At 69.0% G+C, this 22604-nt stretch carries 21 protein-coding genes; 10 read left to right on the top strand and 11 right to left on the bottom strand.

The annotated features are described in order from the left end of the window. Window positions 1-217: 217 nt before the first annotated feature. Window positions 218-1210, top strand: coding sequence for a porphobilinogen synthase (hemB, locus tag ACTWQO_RS23735; RefSeq protein WP_443239358.1), 993 nt, complete (start codon window positions 218-220; stop codon window positions 1208-1210). Between the two features lie 10 nt (window positions 1211-1220). Here the strand turns inward: hemB and ACTWQO_RS23740 are convergent, their stop codons facing one another. Further along, window positions 1221-1904 carry a DUF4232 domain-containing protein gene (locus tag ACTWQO_RS23740; RefSeq protein ID WP_443239359.1) on the bottom strand — a complete coding sequence of 228 codons (684 nt, stop codon included), beginning with the start codon at window positions 1902-1904 and terminating at the stop codon, window positions 1221-1223. 180 nt (window positions 1905-2084) lie between these two features. Here ACTWQO_RS23740 and ACTWQO_RS23745 point away from each other — a divergent pair, with 180 nt between their 5' ends. Then, window positions 2085-3428 (top strand): helix-turn-helix domain-containing protein, encoded by a 1344-nt coding sequence (locus tag ACTWQO_RS23745; protein ID WP_443239360.1) that lies wholly within the window; start codon window positions 2085-2087, stop codon window positions 3426-3428. 8 nt (window positions 3429-3436) lie between these two features. Here ACTWQO_RS23745 and ACTWQO_RS23750 read toward each other — a convergent pair whose 3' ends face one another. After that, window positions 3437-3640 (bottom strand): hypothetical protein, encoded by a 204-nt coding sequence (locus ACTWQO_RS23750; RefSeq protein ID WP_443239361.1) that lies wholly within the window; start codon window positions 3638-3640, stop codon window positions 3437-3439. A gap of 281 nt (window positions 3641-3921) precedes the next feature. On the opposite strand from ACTWQO_RS23750, the gene ACTWQO_RS23755 reads away from it, so the two are divergent. Continuing rightward, window positions 3922-5160, top strand: a complete 1239-nt coding sequence (locus tag ACTWQO_RS23755; protein ID WP_443239362.1) for an aminotransferase-like domain-containing protein — start codon at window positions 3922-3924, stop codon at window positions 5158-5160. Between the two features lie 71 nt (window positions 5161-5231). After that, window positions 5232-6074, top strand: coding sequence for an arylamine N-acetyltransferase family protein (locus tag ACTWQO_RS23760; RefSeq protein WP_443239363.1), 843 nt, complete (start codon window positions 5232-5234; stop codon window positions 6072-6074). Between the two features lie 27 nt (window positions 6075-6101). Here ACTWQO_RS23760 and ACTWQO_RS23765 read toward each other — a convergent pair whose 3' ends face one another. Continuing rightward, window positions 6102-6923, bottom strand: coding sequence for a DUF4253 domain-containing protein (locus tag ACTWQO_RS23765; RefSeq protein WP_443239364.1), 822 nt, complete (start codon window positions 6921-6923; stop codon window positions 6102-6104). Window positions 6924-7201: 278 nt separating this feature from the next. On the opposite strand from ACTWQO_RS23765, the gene ACTWQO_RS23770 reads away from it, so the two are divergent. Then, window positions 7202-7558: a DUF805 domain-containing protein gene (locus ACTWQO_RS23770; RefSeq protein WP_443239365.1), complete on the top strand. Its 357-nt coding sequence runs from the start codon at window positions 7202-7204 to the stop codon at window positions 7556-7558. A 9-nt stretch (window positions 7559-7567) separates the two neighbouring features. Here the strand turns inward: ACTWQO_RS23770 and ACTWQO_RS23775 are convergent, their stop codons facing one another. Next, on the bottom strand, window positions 7568-7756 hold the full coding sequence (locus ACTWQO_RS23775) for a DUF397 domain-containing protein (protein ID WP_443239366.1): 189 nt from the start codon (window positions 7754-7756) through the stop codon (window positions 7568-7570). After that, window positions 7753-8580, bottom strand: coding sequence for a helix-turn-helix domain-containing protein (locus ACTWQO_RS23780; RefSeq protein WP_443239367.1), 828 nt, complete (start codon window positions 8578-8580; stop codon window positions 7753-7755). The genes ACTWQO_RS23775 and ACTWQO_RS23780 overlap by 4 nt, the downstream gene beginning before the upstream one ends. Window positions 8581-8693: 113 nt before the next feature. Between ACTWQO_RS23780 and ACTWQO_RS23785 the strand changes: the two genes are divergently transcribed. From ACTWQO_RS23785 to ACTWQO_RS23795, 3 genes are all read left to right on the top strand, one after another. Continuing rightward, window positions 8694-9215, top strand: a complete 522-nt coding sequence (locus ACTWQO_RS23785; RefSeq protein ID WP_443239368.1) for an ATP-binding protein — start codon at window positions 8694-8696, stop codon at window positions 9213-9215. Next, window positions 9152-11074, top strand: a complete 1923-nt coding sequence (locus ACTWQO_RS23790; protein WP_443239369.1) for a P-loop ATPase, Sll1717 family — start codon at window positions 9152-9154, stop codon at window positions 11072-11074. Before ACTWQO_RS23785 ends, ACTWQO_RS23790 begins: the two co-directional genes overlap by 64 nt. Before the next feature lie 90 nt (window positions 11075-11164). Further along, window positions 11165-13054, top strand: a complete 1890-nt coding sequence (locus ACTWQO_RS23795; RefSeq protein ID WP_443239370.1) for a protein kinase domain-containing protein — start codon at window positions 11165-11167, stop codon at window positions 13052-13054. A 6-nt stretch (window positions 13055-13060) separates the two neighbouring features. On the opposite strand, the gene argS is transcribed toward ACTWQO_RS23795, so the two are convergent. Then, complete coding sequence (gene argS / locus ACTWQO_RS23800) at window positions 13061-14821, bottom strand: arginine--tRNA ligase (RefSeq protein WP_443239371.1); 1761 nt, start codon at window positions 14819-14821, stop codon at window positions 13061-13063. A 244-nt stretch (window positions 14822-15065) separates the two neighbouring features. Between argS and lysS the strand changes: the two genes are divergently transcribed. Further along, window positions 15066-16811: a lysine--tRNA ligase gene (gene lysS / locus ACTWQO_RS23805; RefSeq protein WP_443239372.1), complete on the top strand. Its 1746-nt coding sequence runs from the start codon at window positions 15066-15068 to the stop codon at window positions 16809-16811. Between the two features lie 78 nt (window positions 16812-16889). Here lysS and ACTWQO_RS23810 read toward each other — a convergent pair whose 3' ends face one another. The 3 genes from ACTWQO_RS23810 to ACTWQO_RS23820 form a co-directional block, all read right to left on the bottom strand. After that, window positions 16890-18206: a DUF2637 domain-containing protein gene (locus ACTWQO_RS23810; RefSeq protein WP_443239373.1), complete on the bottom strand. Its 1317-nt coding sequence runs from the start codon at window positions 18204-18206 to the stop codon at window positions 16890-16892. A 153-nt stretch (window positions 18207-18359) separates the two neighbouring features. After that, complete coding sequence (locus ACTWQO_RS23815) at window positions 18360-19211, bottom strand: DUF3558 domain-containing protein (protein WP_443239374.1); 852 nt, start codon at window positions 19209-19211, stop codon at window positions 18360-18362. Between the two features lie 141 nt (window positions 19212-19352). Continuing rightward, complete coding sequence (locus tag ACTWQO_RS23820) at window positions 19353-20219, bottom strand: DUF3558 domain-containing protein (protein WP_443239375.1); 867 nt, start codon at window positions 20217-20219, stop codon at window positions 19353-19355. Window positions 20220-20436: 217 nt separating this feature from the next. Here ACTWQO_RS23820 and ACTWQO_RS23825 point away from each other — a divergent pair, with 217 nt between their 5' ends. Beyond that, a complete protein-coding gene (locus ACTWQO_RS23825) occupies window positions 20437-21630 on the top strand; it encodes an RtcB family protein (RefSeq protein WP_443239376.1) in 1194 nt (397 codons plus the stop codon). 19 nt (window positions 21631-21649) lie between these two features. Here the strand turns inward: ACTWQO_RS23825 and ACTWQO_RS23830 are convergent, their stop codons facing one another. Together ACTWQO_RS23830 and ACTWQO_RS23835 are read right to left on the bottom strand one after the other, a co-directional pair. Next, on the bottom strand, window positions 21650-21811 hold the full coding sequence (locus tag ACTWQO_RS23830) for a hypothetical protein (RefSeq protein WP_443239377.1): 162 nt from the start codon (window positions 21809-21811) through the stop codon (window positions 21650-21652). Beyond that, window positions 21811-22578: an SDR family NAD(P)-dependent oxidoreductase gene (locus ACTWQO_RS23835; RefSeq protein WP_443239378.1), complete on the bottom strand. Its 768-nt coding sequence runs from the start codon at window positions 22576-22578 to the stop codon at window positions 21811-21813. Before ACTWQO_RS23835 ends, ACTWQO_RS23830 begins: the two co-directional genes overlap by 1 nt. Between the last annotated feature and the right edge of the window lie 26 nt (window positions 22579-22604).

Below are 22604 nucleotides of genomic sequence, written 5' to 3' on the forward strand. Positions count from 1 at the left end.
GGGTGTCCGTCCTCGGAACGTCGCGGCTCGGTCGTTCACAGAGGTGCCCGTGTTGACGCGACAACCGCTGCGGGCGGACACCCCCACCGCGTCCCCTTCCCGCCGTGGGCGACCGCGGGTGCGTGGTGGCATACGCCGCAGGGCGCCGGGCTGCGCGGTCGTCTGGGCCGACGGCTCGTCGGCAAAGGTGGGGTTGCGTGCGGCGTAGCCTCGTTGCATGACGAAGTACGGATCGTTTCCCGGTACGCGTCCTCGGCGGCTGCGTACGAGTCCTGTCATGCGGCGGATGGTTGCTGAGACCCGGCTGCATCCGGCCGACTTCATCCTGCCCGCGTTCGTGCGGGAGGGTGTGAGTGAGCCGGTGCCGATCGCGGCCATGCCCGGGGTTGTGCAGCACACTCGGGACAGCCTGAGGAAGGCGGCTGCCGATGCTGCGGCGGCCGGGGTGTCCGGGATCATGCTCTTCGGGGTGCCGGAGGAGTCGAAGAAGGACGCCCTGGGGACGCCGGGGACCGATCCGGACGGGATTCTGCAGGTCGCCCTTCGGGATGTGCGGGCCGAGGTCGGCGATGAGCTGCTGGTGATGTCTGATCTGTGTCTGGATGAGACCACTGATCATGGGCACTGTGGGGTGCTTGATGATCAGGGGCGTGTGGACAATGACGCCACCCTTGAGCGGTATGCCGAGATGGCTCAGGTGCAGGCCGATGCCGGGGCGCATGTCGTCGGGACCAGCGGGATGATGGATGGGCAGGTCGGCGTTGTCCGCGATGCCCTTGACCAGATCGGGCGGGAGGACGTGGCGGTGCTGGCGTACGCCGTCAAGTACGCGTCCGCGTTCTACGGGCCCTTCCGGGAGGCTGTTGGCTCGTCGCTGCAGGGGGACCGGAAGACGTATCAGCAGGATCCCGCCAATGCGCGGGAGTCGCTGCGTGAGCTCGCCCTCGATCTGGAGGAAGGGGCCGACATGGTGATGGTCAAGCCTGCCGGGCCCTATCTGGATGTTCTGGCGCGGGTCGCGGACGTGGCGGATGTGCCGGTCGCCGCCTATCAGATCTCCGGTGAGTACTCGATGATCGAGGCCGCCGCCGAGAAGGGGTGGATCGACCGGGACCGGGCGATCCTGGAGACGCTGACCGGGATCAAGCGGGCCGGTGCGCAGAACATCCTCACCTACTGGGCCACCGAAGTCGCCCAGAAGGTGAGGTAGTTGCCGCCCGTCAGTTCAGGGCGTTCGCCATGTCCGACTGCCAGTACGTCACCGACAGCGAGCTGTCGTAGTAGACGCCCTTGGCCGGCAGGGGCGGGGTCGCGGACGCGCCGCCGGAGCTGTTCGGGGTCCCGCCCTGGAAGGCGATCGTGAGCTTCTTGCCGGTGGTGCCGCCGTCGCCGCTGCCGTCGGCCGCGCTGAGGAGGACGCCCGCGTAGCCGGAGGCTCCGGGGGAGAGGGTGGGGACGGCCTGCGGCTTGCTGTCCGGCCTTCCCTGCGGCACCCACTGCATCTCGTCGAAGCGGAGCACCGGGTAGTACATCAGCGAGCAGGCCTTCGATCCGGTGTTGGTCACGGTGAGCAGCATGTGGTTCAGCGGGCGGGCGACCGGCTGGGCGGTGACCTTGGTGTTGGAGCCGTTGCAGATGGCGGGGGTCGACGAGGACTTGCCGGACTGATCCGCCGCGGCGGTCTGGGTGGTCTGGTTCGGCTGTGCGGGCTGTGAGGTCTTTGCGGAGCCGGAGTTCGAGGGCGATCCCTTCGCGTCGTTCGTGGGCGACGCCGTTGCCGTCGGCGTCGGCTTCGACGCGCCCTCGTCCTTCGTGCCCGTTCCGTTCTCGCAAGCGGTGAGGGCGAGGGTGGCGATGGTGAAGCCTGCGGCGGCGAAGAGGCGGGCGTGGCGGAAGGCGCGCATGGCTGGGTCCTTGTCCGTGGGAGCTGGTTCGCTGTGGATGAGGAGAGCCTGTGCGATAGTGCGTCCCAGCCGCATCAACTGGCGGGCGATCAGGGACACTGGAACGCTCGTAAGGGTCTGACCTGGGAAAACGACCATTCCCTGGAACGGTGGAATGGGATGGCGGGGGAGGGAAGAACGGTGTCGGACGGCACTGCCGCGGACGGATTCGCCGCGTTTCTGCGCGAGTTGAAGGACCGCTCCGGGCTCAGCTACGGGGTGCTCGCCAAGCGGCTGCACATGAGTACGTCGACGCTGCACAGGTACTGCAACGGGGATGCCGTACCGACGGACTACGCGCCTGTGGAGCGGCTGGCTCGCTTGTGCAAGGCGTCGCCCGCTGAGTTGGTGGAGCTGCATCGGCGGTGGGTGCTGGCGGACGCGGCGCGGGGCTCCCGGAAGGGGGCGGCGGAGGACGCGTCGGCCGCGGTGGTGGAGACGGTGGCTGAGGGGTCGGTGGAGACGGCTCCGGCGGGTGGGGTGGCGGGTGCGGCGGAGGGGCCTGAGTCGGCTCCTGGGGACGCGCCGGAGGACTTGCCGGGGGATGCTCTCGGCTCCGCCCGGCCGCAGCAGAGTCCTCGGCTCCGTCGTCGTACCGCTCTCCTCGCCGGTGTCGCTGTGGCTGCCGTCCTTGGTGCCGTCGCGTTCGCCGTGCAGCCCTTCTCCGGTGATCAGGGCGATGACGGGCGGCGCAGTCCGGTCGGTGCGGCGGGGTCGTCCGGAGGTGTGTCCGCGACGCCGACGAAGGCCTCGCCCGGGGCCACCGCGAAGGAGACCGGGTCCGGCGGGAAGCGCACGCCGTCCGTTGCGCCCTCGGTGAGCCGTACGAGCGGCGGTGCCACCGGCGCACCGGCCGGTGAGGATCCCGGGAACGACGCCGGTCCGCTGCTGACCGTGACCACGCGGCCGTACACCTGGGAAGGGCCCTGTTCGCAGCACTATCTGATCGACCGGCCCGCGGCGGAGGTCCATCCGCCACCCTTCGAGCAGGGCGCGCCGGCGTGGGTGTCGGCGGAGGGGGCGGTGTCGGCCGGGGAGCAGCTGGTGACGCTGACCGTGCAGGGCACCGGGGAGCGGACGGTGGTCCTCGACAGTCTGGCGGTCCATGTGGTCGGCAGGGGCATGCCGCTCGCCTGGAACGACTACGTGATGGGTGTCGGCTGCGGTGGCGATGTGCCGACGCACCCCTTCACCGTCGCTCTCGACGCGGCCCGTCCGGTCGTTCAGCCCGCGGCCGGGCAGCGGGACTTCCCGTTCTCGGTGAGCGAGTCGGACCCGGAGGTCTTCCGCATCATGGCCGATGCCTCGGCGTACGACGTGCGCTGGTATCTGGAGCTGAAGTGGTCCAGCGGCACACGGCAGGGCACGGTGGTCGTCGACGACGGCGGTGAGCCGTTCCGCACGAGCGGCAACAACGGCCGTCCCTCGTACGAGTTCCCGCTCGGCGGCGAGGAGTGGGTCGAGTCGGCCGGGGACGGGTCCTAAGGGGCCTACTAGCCGTTCTGGTCGGTCGTCGGTGAGGGGGACACCGAGGGCGGGGTGAGGGAGGCCGTCGAGCTGGTCGTGGCCGATGGGCCCTCGTCGCGCAGGCCTTCGCCGTCCTCGCACCCTGTGAGCGCGCCCGCGAGCACGAGTGCGGCGAGTACGGCCGTCGTCGTGGCGAGCAGCCGGGTTCGGTCGGCGGGGCGTGCGGACATGGTGGCCCTTTCGGTGGTGGGTCTCCGGGGAGGGCTTCAGCTTGCGTGGTGATCGGCCACGACCGCCAGCGTCGTCGGGGGATTCGGGACGTGGGATGGGGTGGGACGGCGCCTGAGCTGGGGGGATGCTCCTTCCCTTGGATGCGGGACGGGACGGGAATCGGGGGCTGATCCGCTCTCCCGGCCGGGCTGTGTCCCGTATCGCGGAAACTTGCTTGTAGGTGACAGGTGGTTCCTTAGGGTGCGGGCAGGAGTCGTCATCGTCCCCGAGGAGCCGCTACGTGACCGCCGTCGAGCCCGCGCCGTCCCGTCCCGCACCTGTGCCGCCGCTTGCCGCGCGGGCCCGTTCGATCGGGGGTTCGCCGGTACGGGACATCCTGGCCGTCACCGCGCGGCCCGAGGTGATCAACTTCGCGGGTGGGCTGCCGGCGCCGGAGCTGTTCGACGTGGAGGGAATCGCGGCGGCCTATCAGGCGGTACTGGCGGAGGTGCCCGCGCAGGCGTTGCAGTACTCCACGACCGAGGGTGAGCCGGGGCTGCGGGACGCGCTCGCCGGGCGTATGTCGGTGCGGGGGCTCGCCACGGATGCCGACGACGTGCTCGTCACGACCGGTTCGCAGCAGGCGCTGTCCCTGCTGGCGACGGCGCTGCTGGAACCCGGGGACACGGTCGTCGTCGAGAACCCCTGCTATCTGGCGGCGTTGCAGGCCTTCGGCTTCGCGGGCGCGCGGGTGGTGGCCGTGCCCGGTGACGGGGACGGGGTGGATCCGGCGGCGCTGGAGGAAGTGGTGGTGCGGGAGCGGCCGAAGCTCTTCTACACCGTGCCTACTTTCCAGAACCCCACCGGTCGCACCATGCCCGCTGAACGCCGGGCCGCGGTCGCGTCCGTCGCCGCCCGGCACGGGCTGTGGATCGTCGAGGACGACCCGTACGGCGAGCTGCGCTTCGAGGGTGAGCGGGTGCCGTGGATCGCCGCGTACCCGGGCGCCGAGGACCGTACCGCCCTGCTCGGCTCGTTCTCCAAGGTCATGGCGCCCGGTCTGCGGCTGGGCTGGCTGCGGGCACCGGCCGCGTTGCGTCGCGCCTGCGTGGTCGCCAAGCAGGCCGCCGACCTGCACACCCCGACCGTCAATCAGCTTGCCGCCGCCCGGTACTTGGCGGACCGGGACCTGGACGCTCACGTGGCGCACGTCGCCCGCGCCTACGGCGAGCGGCGCGACGCCATGCTCGCGGGACTGGCCGACGCCCTGCCGCCCGGCTCGACCTGGAACCGGCCCGAGGGCGGCATGTTCCTCTGGGCCCGGCTGCCGGAGTCGTACGACACCACCGCACTGCTGGAGAAGGTGGTGCGGCAGGACGTGGCCTACGTCCCCGGCGCGCCCTTCTACGCCGGTGAGCCGGAGCGGTCGACGCTGCGGCTGTGCTTTGTGACGCAGACGCCGGAGCAGATCGGGGAGGGGCTGCGGAGGCTGGGGAGGGGTTTGCGGGGAGGAGATGGGACGGGGGCAGGCTGGGACTAGGACGAAAGACCGGCGTCCGTTCCTGCCTGGGGCGGCAGCCGCCGGGTGAGCGGCGTGCCTACGGTGGGGGCATGTCCGAGCCAATCGTGGAAACCGCGGGATTCGACCTCGACGCGTACTTCAAGCGGATCGGCTGGGAGGGGGAGCGGCGTGCGGACCTGGCGACGCTGAAAGGTGTGCATCTGGCGCACATGCGGGCCATCCCGTTCGAGAACCTGGACGCCTTGCGTCGTACGGCGCCCTCCCTCGACCCCGCCGACCTGATGGCCAAGCTGGTCCACAGCCGGCGCGGTGGCTACTGCTACGAGCACAACACGCTGTTCTCGCTCGCGCTGGACGCGCTGGGTTTCCGCCTGACCCGGTTGACGGCCCGCGTCACCCTCGGCGCGGACAGCCTCGAGAGCCGCCCTCGCACCCACATGGCCCTGCTGGTGGAGGCTCCGGGCGATCCGCAGCCCTACCTCGCCGACGTCGGCTTCGGGGCGATCGGCGCGCTGCTGGAGCCGGTGCCCTTGCGGGCGGACACGGAGTTCCGGGATGCCGGGCGGCGGCACCGGCTGGTGCGGGTACCGCACCGGGGTCCGCTGGACATGTGGATGCTTCAGGCCCACGAGGAGCGGTCCGGGGGCTGGGTGGACCAGTACGCCTTCACCCTGGAGCCGTTCGAGAAGCCTGACTTCGAGGTCATCAACTGGCATGTCGCGACGAACCCGCGCTCTCCCTTCACCCAGGAGCTCTACGTCCAGCGCACCACCGCCGAACGTCACCTCCACTTCTATGGCCGTCTCGTCACCGAGACGCGCGCCGACGGCACGGTGACGGAGCGGGAGGTGACGCAGGAGGCGGAGGCACGCCGGATCCTGGACGAGGAGTTCCTGGTCGCCGCCCCCGGCACCATGACACTGCTGAGGTGACTCGACTCGGTCCTCGCTCGGTCCCTCTCAGTCCCACCAGAAGTGCCAGGCCGGCTGGTTGAGGAGGCGGCGCTCGGCGTAGGCGCGCAGGGTGGTGTCGCTGCTCTGCCAGATGTTGTCCGGGCAGAACGCGAAGTGCTCGGCGGCTAGTGCCTCTGCGTCGGCCTGGGTCGAGGGCGGGGCCGCGACGGACACCAGCAGGTGGTCGAAGCCGAGCGCCACGACCCGTATGCCGAAGCGGTCCTCCCAGGAGCGGAGTACGGCGCACAGCCGGGCCACGTCGCTCTCATGGTTCGCCGGGCCCGACCAGCCGATCGCCGCCGGTATGTCCGCACTGCGGCGCGCGGGGACCAGGGCGAGGTGCGGGTCCTTGAACGGGCCGCCGCCCGCGAGGAGGAGCGAGTCCGCGATCTCGGCGGCGGCGGAGTCGGGGTCGGCGGGTTCGGCTGCTTCGGTGGAGTCGGCTGAGGGGTCGGGGATTTCGGCGAGGCCGGGCCACTCCTCGCCGTCCTCTCCCTCGCAGTCCTCCCACAGCTCCTCCAGCACCTCGTCCGCGTCGTGATCACCCGGATACGACACCCCTCCCGGCATCAAGTCCCAGTCCTCCGGGCCGCCTTGACCGCCACCGGTCTCTATCAGCACCGGCAGCAGCCCGGCCCGCGCGGTCGGCGCGCCCAGCTTCGTCCAGACGCCCACCGACGCGGGCGTCTCGGCATGCCACAACAACGGCTCATGCCAAGGGCCTTCGTCGGTCGCGTCGATCAGTCGCCCCGGCGGAAGCGTGAGCCCGAGCGCACGACCGCTCGGATCGGCCGCGAGCGTGGGCAGCGGGTTGGGAAGTGTCGCCATGTCACAGACTGTAAGGCCGACCACTGACAACGGTTCGAGATCGTTCCGGCTTCGAAGCGGCGTAGGACGGGACACGAATCGCACACGGTTCGCAGGCGGGCGACGGAATCATCGGTGACCTTGGATGGTTCTGTCCCGAATACGCCTTTGGGTTTGCCCCGAACACCCCGCTGAGCAGGGACGTTTACCGCGTTGACGAGAACCCGTCAGCTCCGTACGTTCTGCCTCTGGCCGGATCCGATCGGTGAGGCTCAAGCATCGATCCCAGGGGGGATTACATGAACTGGTTCGTCGAGGTTCTCAAGAAGTACGCGGTGTTCAGCGGGCGTGCGCGCCGCAAGGAATACTGGATGTTCACGCTGATCTACACGGTCATCGCCATCGTGCTGACGGTCGTCGACATGGCCGTCATCGGCTCGAACGTCCTCGTCCCCATCCTCACCGTCGCGCTCTTCCTGCCGGCTCTGGGTGTCGCGGTCCGTCGGCTGCACGACACCGGCCGCACGGGCTGGTGGGTCCTCATCAGCATCGTCCCGCTCGTCGGCCTGATCGTGATGCTGGTCTTCCTCTGCGCGGACGGTGAGGACACCAACAAGTACGGCCCGAACCCCAAGTTCGTGCCGGCCCACGCCTGACGCTTCGGCTCAGCGGGCGGCGTACTCCGTGAAAGCGGCCCAGGCCTCGGGGGAGGCAGTGAAGGTGGGGCCGCTTTCCTCGGGGTTCTTGGAGTCTCGGATGTGGATGGCGTGGGGGCAGGTGGCTACCTCGACGCACGCGCCGCCTTCGTCGCTGCTATAGGTCGACTTGAACCACTGAAGCGCTTCGGTGCTCATTGCTCTCCTAGCAAGCGGTCGAGCAAGCCCTTCGAGTCCTGTGTGGTCAGGGCCTGTGTCCGCAGCATCGCATACTTGCGCGCCAGGAAAGACACCTCATCTGCGCCGGAAACCCACTGGCTTCCGCGCTGGGATTCGGTGTACGCGAGGTGCTGGTGGTCCGGCGTTTCGAGGACGATGAAGGGACCGGCGAGCCCTGCGTTGTACGGGCTGTTCAACGGCAGGAACTGCAGCGACACGCAGGGCAGTTCAGCCACCGCCCGCAAATGCCGCAGCTGCTCCAACCGCACCTCCGCCCCGCCGATCATCATGTGCAGTACCGGCTCCCACACGATGAAGCTCAGCGTCGGCGGGTTCTTGCGGTGCAGGATCTCCTGGCGTTCCAGGCGGGCTGCCGTGCGGGTCTCGATCTCGTCCTCGTCATACGCGGGAACGCGGTTGCGCAGGACGGCCCTGACGTATGCCTCGGTCTGAAGGAGGCCGGGAAGCACCGCGTTGTCGTACCACGACAGCGCAATCGCCTCCCGCTCATGCTGCATATACAGCTCCGCCCACATCGGGAACTGGTCGATCTCCGGCAGGTTCGCCACCCCCACCGACAGCATCCCCTTGGTCTGGAGGATGTCGTCCAACAGCGCCGCCAGGTCCGGTTTGAGAGACCTCCGGCCCTGCTCGATCGACGCGATCGTCTCCTCGTCCAGCTTGACCAGGTCCCCCAGCTCTCGCTGGGTGTAGCCCGCGGCGCGGCGCGCAGCCGAGAGTTGCTTGCCGAGCATCTTCATCGACGTCAGGTTCTTCGGCCGCGGCGGCCTCTTCGCGCTCATGCTGGTCTCAATCCCCCAGGGCACACGTACGTCACCGGGTACGAGCCCGTACAAAAAATCCGTACGGGTTCACCGGGTGATCAACGCTAGTCACTCTCCGCAACTCTCGTCCCGTGAATGAGACGATCCAACTCCCGCCGCTGCGCGAGAAGTTCTTCCCCCGAGACCGGCGATCCGCGCCCGCCGCCCGGCGGTTCGCGGCCGAGACGCTTGCCGGGTGGGGCCTTGCCGGAAGCCCGCGCGCGGACGACGTACTGCTCTGTGTGAGCGAGCTGGTGACCAACGCGTTGATGCACGGCGTACCGCCCGGACGGCAGTTGCGGCTGTTCCTGCGGTACGACGGGCGCGTGTTGGGGGTGGAGGTGCACGACAGCGGGGGCGGGGTGCCGCGTGTCGTGGAGCAGCGGGACGAGGGTGGGCGGGGGTTGCTGCTCGTCGCCGCGCTGAGTGATGGATGGGGGGTGCGGGAACGGGAGTTGGGGAAAGGGGTGTGGTGTGAGTTCGTCTGTCCCGTGACGGTGGGCCGTGCCGATACCGTGTCGGCCTACGGGGCGACATATAGGGGGACGGGATGGCTGACGAGCCCGTACTCGCGCGGCTGCACTTCGGGCGTGAGGACGCCGAACGGGATGTGACCGAAGGGCTGTTGCTGCGCGGCGGGTTTCTGCCCAACGCGGCCTATCGTGCGGCGCTGTCCGGGCGGAAGATGCTGATCATCGGGCGCAAGGGGTCCGGCAAGAGCGCGATCTGCATGCAGTTGTCGGCGGACGGCGGGCAGCATGCTGGGACCGTGCTGGTGACCCCCGACGAGACCGCAGGGGAGGAGATCCGGCGGTTCGAGTTGCAGGGGCTGCCGGGGGACTCGGCGAAGTCGTTGATCTGGCGGTATGTGTTCGCCGTACATGCCGCTCGTCATCTGGTGACGCACGCCAAGGACGCACACCGCCGCAAGCCCGACTCGGTGAAGGCGCTGGCGCGGTTTCTGAAGCAGAACGGGGAGTCGGGGTCGGGCGGGCGGCTCGGGGACCGGCTCGCGCAGGGGGCACGGGGACTGCAGACCTCGCTGTCCCTGGAGGCGTTCGGGGTCAAGGCGGGGCTCGACCTCGCGTCGGCCCCGTCGGAGGGCGCGCAGGCCGCCCGGCAGCTGGAGGTCGTCGAACAGGGCGTGGCCAAGGCCTTCACCGACCTCGGCTGCGCCGGTGAGCACGGTCCGCTGCTGCTCATGGTCGACCAACTGGAGCTGGTGTGGTCCGCCGAGTCGGACAGCAACTCGATGGTGATCGGGCTGCTGCTCGCCGCGAAGCACGCGGTCAGCCTCTACGGCGGTGCCGTGCGGTTCCTGCTGTTTCTGCGCGCGGACATCTACGACTCGCTGTCCTTCGGGGAAGGTGACAAGTTCCGGGGCGACGAGCTGCGGATCACGTGGACCCAGCAGGCGTTGCGGGATCTCGCGCTGGCTCGGGCGCGGGCCTCCGTGGGGGCGGAGATGACCGCCGAGCTGCTGTGGGGAGAGCTGTTTCCGGCGGTGGTGGAGGGGGAGGAGACCGCGAGCTATGTGTTCCGGCGGTGTCTGCCCCGGCCGCGGGACGCCATCCAGTTCCTCAACCTCTGCCAGGAGACGGCCTGGTTGATCCATGGGCGGGAGCGGATCACGGAGGGGGATGTGCTGCAGGCGGGGCGGCAGTTCTCCGACTGGAAGCTGAAGGATCTGGCGCTGGAGTATCTGGTCGCGCATCCCTTCCTGAAGCATCTGTTCCCGCTCTTCCAGAACACGGGGTACGTCGTCACCCGGGCCGCACTCGCCACCCGCTTCGAGGCGGCGGCCGAATCGTTGCACCGGCTGTTCCCCGCGTACGCCGACGCGCTCACGCTTTCCGGCGTCGTCGACGTCCTCTACGCGGTGGGCTTCCTCGGGGTGCGCCGCGGCAACGACGTGGTGTTCGCCGGGGACGACGACCTGCCCGTGCAGGCGCACGAGACGGAGTTCCACGTCCATCCCTGCTTCCGGGCGGCGCTCGGGGCGACCAGCGCGATCGATCTGCGGCACTTCGCCGGGGGGGCCTTTGACATGGACCTTCCCCGCGTCGTCCAGGGCAGCTTCCAGGGGGCCGACGTCACCGGGCTGACCACTCCGACCCGCGACCACCGGCTGGTCCAGGAACTGCGGCGCTCCTGCCACTCCATCCTCGCCCAGACCGGGCGGGCCGTGGACCTGGCCCAGGACGCCCAGGACGAGATCAGCCGGCAGATCAACCGGGTTCTCGACGAGGCCAACAACGTCCCGCTGAACGCCAGGTCGACCTTCGACCTGGAGGACCGGCTTCTGGTCACCGCCCACTACTTCGACACTCTCGCCGCGCAGCTCCTCGCCAGCGGGCTGGACGACACCGCGGGCGCGGGCGATGTCGTACGCCGCATCGAGGAGGAGGCACGGCGGCTGCGGCGGCAGGCGGGCGGGTCGTACGGGAGCTCGGGCAACTCGTCGGGTTCATGAGGTCGGGTTCATGAAGGGCCATACTCGTAGCTGAGTTGTGGGCCAGACCGTCGTGCGGCGGTGGCGAACTGCCGACGGGGGAGGGGACCGGTGCAGGGCGTACTGCTCGCCGAGCGGTTTCGGATCGGGGACCGGCTGGGTGCCGGGGGGATGGGGCAGGTGTGGGCCGCCCAGGACGAACGGATGCGGCGGGATGTCGCCGTCAAGGTCGTGCATCCGCAGTACGGCATGGACGAGGCGGAGACGCAGGCCCGGTTCCAGCGTGAGGTGCAGCTGGCGGGGCGGCTGTCCCACCAGAACATCGTCACCGTGCACGACTGGGGTGAGGTGGCGGTCGACGGGCGTCAGACCCTCTTTCTGGTGATGGAACTCGTGCACGGGGTGCCCCTGCACCGGCGGTTCGCCGAATCGACGCCCACCTGGCCGCTCGCCGTGGGGTGGGGCGCGCAGATCGCGGAGGCGTTGTCCGCGGCGCACGCGCAGGGAGTTGTCCACCGGGACATCAAGCCCGCGAACGCCCTGCTCACCCCGGACGGGACGGTGAAGGTCCTCGACTTCGGGGTCGCGAAGTTCATGGGCGAGACGATCGGGGCGCGTGAACTCACCGTCACGGGAGTGCCGTTGGGGTCGCCGCCGTACATGTCTCCCGAGCAGGCGGACGGTGACCGCGCCATCGATCACCGCAGCGACCTGTACTCGTTGGGGTGTCTGCTGTATCACGCGGTCACGGGGCGGCCGCCGTTCACCGGGAGCAGCCAGTGGGCGGTGCTGCGGAAGCAGATGGAGGAGACTCCGGAGTCGCCGGGGTGGTATGCGGAGGGTCTCCCGAGCCTCCTGAACGACCTCATCCTGAACCTCCTCGCCAAGCGCCCGGAGGACCGCCCAGCGGACGCGGCCGTCGTCTGCGACGCCCTGTGCGCGCTGCTGGTCGACCAGGCCGTCCTGCAGTCCCGGGACGACTTACTGGAGACGGCCCGGCTGGTGCACACCGCCTCCGTTCCCGGGCGGCTGCTGACGGCGGCGCGGCTGAAGGCTGACCGCCTCCTGAAGGCGGCCACCGACGAGGCCGCTCGTCGGCGCATACATGCGGAGCATGAGCTGGAACTGCGCCGGCAGGCTGTCGAGGCGCAGATCAGCGAGGACATGGCTGCGGCGGAGCGGGCACGCGAGCAAGCCCTGGACGACGCCCGTGCGGAGGCGAAAAGATTCGTCGAGGAGGCGCGGCAGCATGCCCGCAGGCTGGTCGGCGGCGCAGTACACGAGGCGGATACCGCCAGGGCGCTCGCCGAGAGGTGGGCCGTGGAGGCACGGGCCTCCGGGAGGTCCGCCGAGAAGGTCGTCATGGAGGCCTTGGCGGAGGCCGACAGGATCGTCGCCCAGGCGAAGGAGAGCGTTCGCGGCATCGCGCCCGTCCCGCATGGAGCCGACCACATCGACGTACTCAAGTCCGCCGGAGAAAACCCGGAGGCCACTGCCGAGCAGTCCACCTTGGCGGGGGGAGGTGGGGAACAGACGGGCAGGGATGGGGGACCGGCCTCTCAGGACGGCACTTCCAGGTCTGTGCCTGTCGTCGAGCTCATGGGCCGCCGCTTCTCAGGCGGGCCACAAGCCCCACGCCGACGCGCGCCCGGTGGCGCCATGAGGAGCGTGGCGGAATTTCTCGGACTGATTGACGGCGACCACGACGATCTCGACGAGGAGGCGCCCTCGCCCGAGAACACGTCCGCGCCCGAGCCCTCTGGGGAGATGATGCCGAGTCCGCAGGCGGACACGAGCGCCGAGCCGTTCAGACCGTTCTGGTTGGCGGTACCGGAGGCCAGGCAAATCATGCCTGAGGGCGGCGGTCCGGCACCCGTGGCCGAGCTTGTGCCAGGCACTTGGTACCTGGCGGTGGAGCAGCGCGGCCCCGCACTGGTCGTGCAGACCCAGAGCGGGCGCCGCGGGATCCTCGAGGACACCAGCGGTATCCAGCGCGGCTGAGCTGCTTCAGAGCCGCTCAGGCGTCCTGATGCCCAGCAGGGCCATGCCCTGGTGCAGGGTCCGGGCCGTCAGGTCGCACAGGAACAGGCGGTTCTGGGTCTGCTCCGGGGTGTCGGCCTTCAGGACCGGGCACTGGTCGTAGAACGACGTGTACAGGGACGCCAGTTGGTACAGGTACGCCGCGAGCTTGTGCGGGGCGTACTCCGCCGCCGCCTCGAAGACCGTGTCGCCGAACGCGTCCAGGTGCAGGCCCAGCGCCCGCTCCGCCGGGGCGAGTTCGAGTTCCGGGTGGGCGGACGGTCGTACGTCTCCCGCCTTGCGGAGGATCGACTGGATACGGGCGTACGCGTACTGGAGGTAGACGGACGTGTCGCCGTTCAGCGACACCATCTGGTCCAGGTCGAACTTGTAGTCCCGGTTCGGGGACGTCGACAGGTCCGCGTACTTCACGGCGCCGATGCCGACCTGAGCGGCCCGCTCCTGGATCTCGTCCTCGGTGAGGTCCTGCGCCTTCTCCCGTACGACCTCGGCGGCCCGCTGGACCGCCTCGTCGAGGAGGTCCTCCAGCTTCACCGTCTCACCCGCACGCGTCTTGAACGGCTTGCCGTCCGCGCCGAGCACCGTGCCGTAGCCCATGTTGTGCGCGGTGACGTGTTCGGTGAGCCAGCCCGCCCGGCGGGCCGTCTCGAAGACCATCTTGAAGTGCAGGGACTGGCGTACGTCCACGACGTAGAGCAGCGTCGTCGCGTGCAGGTCGAAGACACGGTTCCGGATCGCGGAGAGGTCGCTCGCCGCGTAGCCGAAGCCGCCGTCCGCCTTCTGCACGATCAGCGGCACCGGCTGGTCGTCCTTGCCGCGGATCTCGTCGAAGAAGACCACCAGCGCGCCCTCGGACCGCACAGCGACGCCGGTCTCCTCCAGCAGCCTCGCCGTCTCCGGCATCAGGTCGTTGTACGCGGACTCGCCGACGATCTCTTCGTCCCGGACCTCCATGTCCAGCTTCTCGAAGACCGAGTAGAAGTAGACCTTCGACTCGTCCACGAACTGCTGCCACAGGTCGAGCGTCTCCTTGTCGCCGGACTGCAGGGCGACGACCCTCTTCCGCGCCCGCTCCTTGAAGTCGTCGTCCGAGTCGAACACCGCGCGCGACGCCTTGTAGACCCGGTTCAGGTTGCTCATCGCCTGCTCGCCGTCCACCTCGGACGGCGGGGCCAGCTCACCCGGGTTCTCGATCAGGTACTGGATGAGCATGCCGAACTGGGTGCCCCAGTCGCCGATGTGGTGCCGGCCGATCGTCTTCTCGCCGGTGAAGTCGAGCATGCCGCGGAGGGCGTCGCCGATCACCGCGGAGCGGAGGTGGCCTACGTGCATCTCCTTGGCCACGTTCGGCTGGGCGTAGTCGATCACCGTGACGCCGGGGTTCTGCTTCAGTGGCACGCCCAGGCGACTCGAGTCGTCGCTGTAGCGCGCGGCCAGGTTCTCCGTGATCGCCTTGTCCGTGATCGTGACGTTCAGGAAGCCGGGTCCTGAGACCTCGACGTCCTTGATCACGTCGCCGGTGGTGATCTGGGAGACGACCTGCGTCGCCAGCTCCCTCGGGTTCGCCTTCGCCTTCTTCGCCAGCGCGAGGATGCCGTTGGCCTGGAAATCGGCCCGGTCGCTGCGTCGCAACAGCGGGTCGACTCCGTCGGCTTCCGGGAGGGCGGAAGCGAGGGCGTCGGCGAGGCGCTGGTTGACGGAAGCGGTGAGGGACGTGACCGAGGCCATGGGGTGGGAGCCGTTCTCCTCGTGGGTTGGATAGACACGGTCAGTATCCCATGGGGGGTAAAGCGGTTTTTCGGCTGCGGGGCGGTGGGGCTTGTCGCGCCCACGCGGCGGAGCCGCAAATCGATACAGCCCCGCGCCCCTGTCGGGGCGCTCTTGAAAAGGCGTTTTCGCTGTTGCCGTCGGAGCTGGGAGAATGGGGGCGCCAGCCGTTGACCGTACCGGCTGCTTCAGGAGAAAGAAGGACGTGCCGATCGTGGCTCAGAGCACCGAGACCACCGACTGGGTCTCCCGTTTCGCGGATGAGGTCATCGAGGAGTCGGAGCGTCGGGCCCCGGGCAAACCGGTCGTCGTCGCGTCCGGGCTGTCGCCGTCAGGGCCCATCCACCTGGGGAACCTGCGTGAGGTGATGACCCCGCATCTCGTCGCGGACGAGATCCGGCGGCGGGGCCGCCAGGTCCGGCACCTGATCTCCTGGGACGACTACGACCGGTACCGGAAGGTGCCGGCGGGCGTCGCCGGGGTCGACGAGTCGTGGGCCGAGCACATCGGCAAGCCGCTGACCTCCGTCCCCGCCCCCAAGGGCTCCGCCCACCCCAACTGGGCCGAGCACTTCAAGGCCGCGATGATCGAGTCGCTGGCCGAGCTGGGCGTGGAGTTCGACGGGATCAGCCAGACCGCGCAGTACACCTCCGGGGTGTACCGGGAGCAGATCCTGCACGCCATGCGGCACCGCGGCGACATCGACGCGATCCTCGACCAGTACCGGACCAAGAAGGCCCCCGCCAAGAAGCAGCAGTCGCAGAAGCCCGTCGACGAGGCCGAGCTGGAAGCCGCCGAAGGGTCGGGCGCCGCCGCCGAGGACGACGGTTCCTTCGGCTCCGCCGGGTACTTCCCGTACAAGCCCTACTGCGGCAACTGCGAGAAGGACCTCACCACCGTCACCTCCTACGAGGACGACACCACCGAGCTGTCGTACACCTGCAACGCCTGCGGCTTCGCCGAGACCGTCCGGCTGAGCGAGTACAACCGCGGCAAGCTGGTCTGGAAGGTCGACTGGCCGATGCGGTGGGCGTACGAGGGGGTTGTGTTCGAGCCGAGCGGGGTCGACCACTCGTCGCCGGGTTCCAGCTTCCAGGTGGGCGGGCAGATCGTCGGGATCTTCGGCGGCAAGCAGCCGATCGGGCCGATGTATGCGTTCGTGGGCATCAGCGGCATGGCGAAGATGTCCTCGTCGCGGGGCGGGGTGCCGACCCCTGCCGACGCTTTGAAGATCATGGAGCCGCAGCTCCTGCGCTGGCTCTACGCCCGGCGTCGTCCCAACCAGTCCTTCAAGATCGCCTTCGACCAGGAGATCCAGCGGCTCTACGACGAGTGGGACAAGCTGGACGCGAAGGTGGCGGACGGGTCCGCGCTGCCCGCCGACATCGCCGCGCACTCGCGTGCCGTGCGGACCGCCGGCGGTGAGCTGCCGCGCACGCCGCGGCCGATGCCGTACCGGACCCTCGCGTCCGTCGCCGACATCACCGCCGGGCACGCGGACCAGGCGCTGCGGATCCTCTCCGAACTGGATCCGGAGCAGCCGCTCGGGTCGCTGGACGAGGTACGGCCGCGGTTCGACAAGGCCGAGGCCTGGATCAACACGCACGTCTCCGCCGACCAGCGCACCATCGTGCGGGACGAGCCCGACGCCGAGCTGCTGAAGTCTCTCGACGAGGCGTCCCAGCAGTCCGTACGACTGCTGCTCGACGGGCTCGCCGACCACTGGTCGCTCGACGGGCTCACCCACCTCGTGTACGGCGTGCCCAAGGTGCAGGCCGGATTCCCCGCCGACGCCACGCCCAAGGAACTGCCGGCCGAGATCAAGACCGCCCAGCGTTCCTTCTTCGCCCTGCTGTACCACCTGCTGGTGGGGCGGGACACCGGGCCGCGACTGCCCACGCTGCTGCTGGCGGTGGGGCAGGAGCGGGTGCGGCGTCTGCTCGGCGAGTAATGAGTAACGAGTAAGCGGTACGGGAAAGGGGGCCCTCCGGCGAGGGCCCCCTTTCCCCTTTCCGCTTTCTGCTGCGCGTCAGGCGATGTGGTTCTCTTCCAGCTCCGCGTTGTAGAGCTTCGTGAACCGGGCGACCATGCGCTTGGCCTCGTCCGGCAGGAGCGCGGCGCCGAACTCCGCCTCCACGTTCTCGCTGAACTCGCGCGGCGTCGGGTAGCCGGTGCCGCCTATCGACTTCTTGAAGACCTGGTAGTAGTCCTCTTCGGTCGGCTCGGGAGCGGACGTGCCGCCGCCCTCGCCGAGTTCGCGGGTACGGCCGGGGCTCACCGGGATGGGGAAACTGCCGGTCTCCTCCATCGGGCTCTCCAGGGGGGTCTGGGGTGCCTGGGGTGCCTGAGGAACGGGCTCGCTGTACTGCTCGGCTTCTTGTTGTTCCGCGTACCACTGGGCGTACGCGGCATCCGGGTCGTACGTCGGGTCGTAGCCGCCGTGGTACTCGATGGACTGGGGGTCCCGGGCGTGTAGCCAGGGGTTCTGGTCCAGTTCGGGTGCGTTGTGCAGCTGCTCGGCGTCCTGGTTGCTGTCCAGCTCCAGGCGCTGCTCGCTGGGAGGTGCCGCTGCGCCCACCCGTGCCGCCCCAGCGGCACGACTGCCCGCAGCTGCGGCGTCGATTTCCGGCTTCGGCGCCGGAGGTAGCAGTGCCGGCTCTATGCCCGCCGCCGCCAAGCCCGCCGGGGCCGTGTCCGCCAAGGGGACGCCGTACTTGGCCAGCCGTAGAGGCATCAGGGACTCGACCGGGGCCTTGCGGCGCCAGCCGCGGCCGAAGCGGGAGCGGAGGCGGGCCTGGTAGACGAGGCGTTCCTGCTCGAGCTTGATGACCTGGTCGTAGGAGCGCAGCTCCCAGAGCTTCATCCGGCGCCACAGGAGGAACGTGGGCACGGGGGAGAGGAGCCAGCGCGTCATGCGGACCCCCTCCATGTGCTTGTCCGCCGTGATGTCCGCTATGCGGCCGATCGCGTGGCGGGCGGCCTCGACCGAGACCACGAACAGGATCGGGATCACCGCGTGCATGCCCACACCCAGCGGGTCCGGCCAGGCCGCCGCGCCGTTGAAGGCGATCGTCGCCACCGTCAGCACCCACGCCGTCTGGCGCAGGAGCGGGAAGGGTATCCGTATCCAGGTGAGGAGCAGATCCAGGGCGAGGAGGACGCAGATGCCCGCGTCGATGCCGATCGGGAAGACGTAACTGAAGTTCCCGAAGCCCTTCTGGAGGGCCAGTTCGCGGACAGCGGCATACGAACCCGCGAAGCCGATGCCGGCGATGATGACGGCACCGAAGACGACCACGCCGATCAGAACCCGGTGCATCCGTGTCAGCTGCAGTGGCGCGGCCACCCGTACTCCCCTCCCCATGCAAGTCGTTGCGCGCAACAGGGTGGCACATGTGTACGGCGCGCGGGTTGCCGGGACGTGAGAGCCCGGTCCCAGAGGGATACCGGGCCCCGCCAAATGGTTGTGTTCTGCTGCGAGTTGGGCCCGATGTGACGGTCAGTTCTTCTTCGCCGCGGACTTCGACGGAGAGGCACTCTTCGACGCCGACGGTGAACTGCTCGCCGCAGAGCCGTTGGCGGACGACACCGCCGCCACCGCCTCCTTCGCCGCCTTCTGAGCGTCCTTCAGCAGATCCGTCGCGCTCGGGGTCTTCTCGCCCGCCAGGCCCGCGCCGTTGTAGTCGACGGTGACGACGACGTTCTCGACCCGCACCACGACCGTCTGCTGTTTGAAGGAGCCCTCCTTCTTCTTCAGGTCGTAGCGCACCGCCGTCGCCGCGTCGCCCGTGCCGGTGACCGGCTCGGACTTGACGCCCTTCGCACCCTCCGCCGACTGGGCGGTCTGGACCTGCTTGTCGTAGTACTCCTGAGCCTGCTCGTCGCCGGCACCACGTGTCGTGTCCGAGTCGAAGCGGAGCAGGGAGACATTCAGCCAGCGGAACTGCGAGCCCTTCACGCCGTTGTCGTCCAGGCTGCTCCAGGAACAGTTGCCGCGTGACGAGGCGTCGTCCGAATTGCCCTCCTTGCCGGACGTCTTGGCCTTCGGCACCAGATCGCCCAGCGTCTTCTTCGCCAACACCGAACAGGGCTCCGGAAGCTTGGCGTACGCCGCCGCCTGAACCGTCGGCGACGGGCTCGCGGACGCCGACGCCCCGCCGGCCGCGCTCTTGCCCTCGTCGGCACTGTCGGAACCAGAGCCGGAGCCGGAGTCGGAGGAGCAGCCGGCGGCGATCAGCATCACGGGGACCGCGGCCGCGCACACAAGGACGCGGCCGAGACGCTTCCCCCGCCGGTCACGCTGGTCACCCTGGTCTAGCTGTGCTCGTCGCTGCATGGTTCCTTCACTCATGACGCTCGTGCTCCTGCCGTCGGATCGGGTCCGGGGACGCTGAGGTTCCTGCGGTCGGATCGGGTCCGAGGGGCCACGGTACGCGGTGAAGGACTTGTGTGTTCCTCGTTCGACTGCTTTGCAAAGAGGCCGTACGGCACGCTAGTCGGCCAGCGAGTCCGCCAGCTGAGAAGCCAATTTCTGCGCCCTGTCCTGCATTTCCTTGCTGTCCGGCACGATGCCGACCGTCGCCGGCTGCTCCTCGTACTGGATCGTCACGATCACATTCGACGTGCGGAACGCCACAGTCACCGTGCGCTGCCGAGCCGTCGAACCGGCGCTGCTCAACACGTCGTCCAGGAACGCCTCGTCGCCGAGCCCGTCGAGGAGGCGGGGCTGGAGGTCGGACGGGGTGGCGGAGGGGGAGGAGCCGGCGGTGGAGCTGGGATCGGCGGAGGAGGAGCCGGAGGGGGATGTGGAGGGGGACGAGGGTGGGGAGGAGGACTGGGACGCAGAGTCGGACGGAGACACCGACTCGGCGTCCGCCTCCGATTCCGACTCCGTGGCCGAGACCGTCGGCTCGGGGAGGTCGGCCGCCTCCTCCTTCGTCGCGAACAGCGACTCCGCCTCGCTGTCGTCGCTGACGGCGTTGTCGTACGACACCACCCGCTCGAAGTCGACGAGCAGGTGGTCCGTGGCCTCCGTCGACTCGACCTTCCAGCGGCAGCCGACCTTGCGGTCCGTGTCGAACGTCTGCGTGGGGTCGCCCGCGTAGGCGTTCTCGCGCTGCTCCTCGTCCGTCAGCTGCCTGATGCCGGGGAGCAGCGAGTCGAGGGTCTCCTGACTCACGGCACCGCACGGTTCCGGGAGCGTGCGGTAGCGGCCCGGCTGAGCCTCGGCCGCCGCGGTGCCCGTGTCGCCGGGGTTGGAGTTGTCCGTCGCGCCGCCGCCGTCCGAGCCGCCGGTGCAGCCGGCCAACAGCGCCGCGAGGAGCGCCGCGACGCCGGATACGTACGCCTTCCGCTGCACGGTGAGGTTCCTCTCGACGGTGTCTCTTGCTGGGGCCCGCCCGGCCGCTCTGCCAGTGTCCCCGCTGGTTAATCGCTTGCCGCGCGGGGGTGCCCGCTGGAGACAATGTGTATCGCACGCAACGCCGTGGACGCCGGTCCGTTGTCCCTTTCGTTGACCTTGGCGCTGGTTTTGCGATTAAAGACTTCTGTTGCACTTACGGGGGATTGAGGACGATATGTCGTACGTGGAAATGCCGGGCGCGAAGGTACCCATCCGCATGTGGACCGACCCGGCGACGGTCGACGAGGGTGCACTCCAGCAACTGCGGAACGTGGCGACCCTGCCCTGGATCAAGGGGCTGGCGGTCATGCCGGATGTCCACTACGGCAAGGGCGCGACGGTCGGGTCCGTCATCGCGATGCGGGGGGCTGTCTGTCCTGCGGCGGTGGGGGTGGACATCGGGTGCGGGATGTCGGCGGTGAGGACGTCTCTGACGGCGAATGATCTGCCGGGGGATCTGTCTCGGCTGCGGTCGAAGATCGAGCAGGCGATTCCGGTGGGACGGGGGATGCATGACGATCCCGTTGATCCGGGGCGGTTCCATGGGTTCGCTACCGGGGGGTGGGACGACTTCTGGGGGCGGTTTGATGGGGTTGCTGAAGCGGTCAAATTCCGTCAGGAACGCGCCACAAAGCAGATGGGAACGCTCGGATCCGGAAATCACTTCACAGAAGTGTGCATAGGTGATGACGGATCGATCTGGCTCATGCTCCACTCCGGCTCTCGGAACATCGGCAAGGAGCTGGCCGAGCACCATATCGGCGTGGCCCAGAAGCTTCCGCACAACCAGGGCCTGGTCGACCGTGACCTCGCCGTCTTCGTCGCGGACACCCCGCAGATGGCGGCCTACCGGAACGACCTGTTCTGGGCGCAGGAGTACGCGAAGTACAACCGCTCGATCATGATGGCGCTCCTGAAGGACGTGATCCGCAAGGAGTTCAAGAAGGCCAAGCCGGCCTTCGAGCCGGAGATCAGCGCGCACCACAACTACGTGGCCGAGGAACGGTACGAGGGCATGGACCTGCTGGTGACCCGCAAGGGCGCGATCCGGGCCGGCTCCGGCGAGTACGGGATCATCCCGGGCTCGATGGGCACGGGTTCGTACATCGTGAAGGGCCTCGGGAACCCGCTGTCCTTCAACTCGGCCTCGCACGGCGCCGGTCGGCGCATGAGCCGCAACGCGGCCAAGCGGCGCTTCTCGACCAAGGACCTGGAGGAGCAGACGCGGGGCGTGGAGTGCCGCAAGGACTCCGGTGTCGTGGACGAGATCCCTGGTGCCTACAAGCCGATCGAGCAGGTCATCGATCAGCAGCGGGATCTCGTCGAGGTGGTGGCGAAGCTCAAGCAGGTCGTCTGTGTGAAGGGCTGACGGGGTAGGGAAGCCCTTCTCACTTCGCGTGCGTCACCGCGTAGATCATCACGAAGGCGACGATGTGGATGCCGAAGAGGAAGTACGCGAGGTAGTACCAGACGATGCGTTCGCGTTTCTTTTCCAGGGCGAGTTGTCGCTGTTCGCGGTCGTCCTGGTCGGTCTTTTCGTTCTCCGGCATCACAACTCCCTGTGCACCTTGGTGTTGGAGGCCTGGGCGCGGGGGCGGACGATGAGGAGGTCGATGTTCACGTGGCTGGGGCGGGTTACCGTCCAGGTGATCGTGTCGGCCACGTCGTCGGCCGTCAGGGGCTCGGCTACACCCTCGTAGACCTTTTCCGCCTTTTCCTTGTCGCCGTCGAAGCGGGTCAGGGCGAATTCGTCGGTCTTGACCATGCCGGGGGCGATTTCGATGACGCGGACGGGGCGGCCGACGATTTCGAGGCGGAGGGTTTCGGCGAGGACGTGGGCGCCGTGCTTCGCGGCTACGTAGCCTGCGCCGCCTTCGTACGTTGCGTGGCCCGCCGTGGAAGAGACGACGACCACCGTGCCGTCGCCGCTCGCCTCCAGTTTGGGGAGGAGGGCCTGGGTGAGGTTGAGCGTGCCGATGACGTTCGTCTCGTACATCTGGCGCCAGTCGGCCGGGTCGCCGTTCGCTACCGGGTCGGCGCCCAGTGCGCCGCCGGCGTTGTTGATGAGGACGCCGATCGTCTGGAAGGCGCTCGCGAACTCGTCGACCGCCTCGCGGTCCGTGACGTCGAGGGCGTATGCCGTGGCCGAGTGGCCTGCCTGGTTGATCTCCTCGGCCAGTGCCTCGATGCGGTCCTTGCGGCGGGCGGTGAGGACGACGCGGTAGCCCGCGGCCGCCAGTTGCCGTGCCGTCGCGGCGCCGATTCCGCTGCTGGCACCGGTGATGACGGCGATACGGGATGCGGCGGGCGGGGTCATACGGCAGCTCCAGAGGGGCAAGAGGG

The sequence above is a fragment of the Streptomyces sp. 4N124 genome (assembly GCF_052245395.1).
Lineage (GTDB): Bacteria > Actinomycetota > Actinomycetes > Streptomycetales > Streptomycetaceae > Streptomyces.

Excerpts from the sequence above, each read along its gene's own strand:
- hemB (WP_443239358.1), top strand. The coding sequence starts at position 218 with ATGACGAAGTACGGATCGTTTCCCGGTACGCGTCCTCGGCGGCTGCGT.
- ACTWQO_RS23740 (WP_443239359.1), bottom strand. The coding sequence starts at position 1,904 with ATGCGCGCCTTCCGCCACGCCCGCCTCTTCGCCGCCGCAGGCTTCACC.
- ACTWQO_RS23750 (WP_443239361.1), bottom strand. The coding sequence starts at position 3,640 with ATGTCCGCACGCCCCGCCGACCGAACCCGGCTGCTCGCCACGACGACG.
- ACTWQO_RS23760 (WP_443239363.1), top strand. The coding sequence starts at position 5,232 with ATGTCCGAGCCAATCGTGGAAACCGCGGGATTCGACCTCGACGCGTAC.
- ACTWQO_RS23765 (WP_443239364.1), bottom strand. The coding sequence starts at position 6,923 with ATGGCGACACTTCCCAACCCGCTGCCCACGCTCGCGGCCGATCCGAGC.
- ACTWQO_RS23770 (WP_443239365.1), top strand. The coding sequence starts at position 7,202 with ATGAACTGGTTCGTCGAGGTTCTCAAGAAGTACGCGGTGTTCAGCGGG.
- ACTWQO_RS23775 (WP_443239366.1), bottom strand. The coding sequence starts at position 7,756 with ATGAGCACCGAAGCGCTTCAGTGGTTCAAGTCGACCTATAGCAGCGAC.
- ACTWQO_RS23780 (WP_443239367.1), bottom strand. The coding sequence starts at position 8,580 with ATGAGCGCGAAGAGGCCGCCGCGGCCGAAGAACCTGACGTCGATGAAG.
- ACTWQO_RS23790 (WP_443239369.1), top strand. The coding sequence starts at position 9,152 with ATGGCTGACGAGCCCGTACTCGCGCGGCTGCACTTCGGGCGTGAGGAC.
- argS (WP_443239371.1), bottom strand. The coding sequence starts at position 14,821 with ATGGCCTCGGTCACGTCCCTCACCGCTTCCGTCAACCAGCGCCTCGCC.
- ACTWQO_RS23815 (WP_443239374.1), bottom strand. The coding sequence starts at position 19,211 with ATGAGTGAAGGAACCATGCAGCGACGAGCACAGCTAGACCAGGGTGAC.
- ACTWQO_RS23825 (WP_443239376.1), top strand. The coding sequence starts at position 20,437 with ATGTCGTACGTGGAAATGCCGGGCGCGAAGGTACCCATCCGCATGTGG.
- ACTWQO_RS23830 (WP_443239377.1), bottom strand. The coding sequence starts at position 21,811 with ATGCCGGAGAACGAAAAGACCGACCAGGACGACCGCGAACAGCGACAA.
- ACTWQO_RS23835 (WP_443239378.1), bottom strand. The coding sequence starts at position 22,578 with ATGACCCCGCCCGCCGCATCCCGTATCGCCGTCATCACCGGTGCCAGC.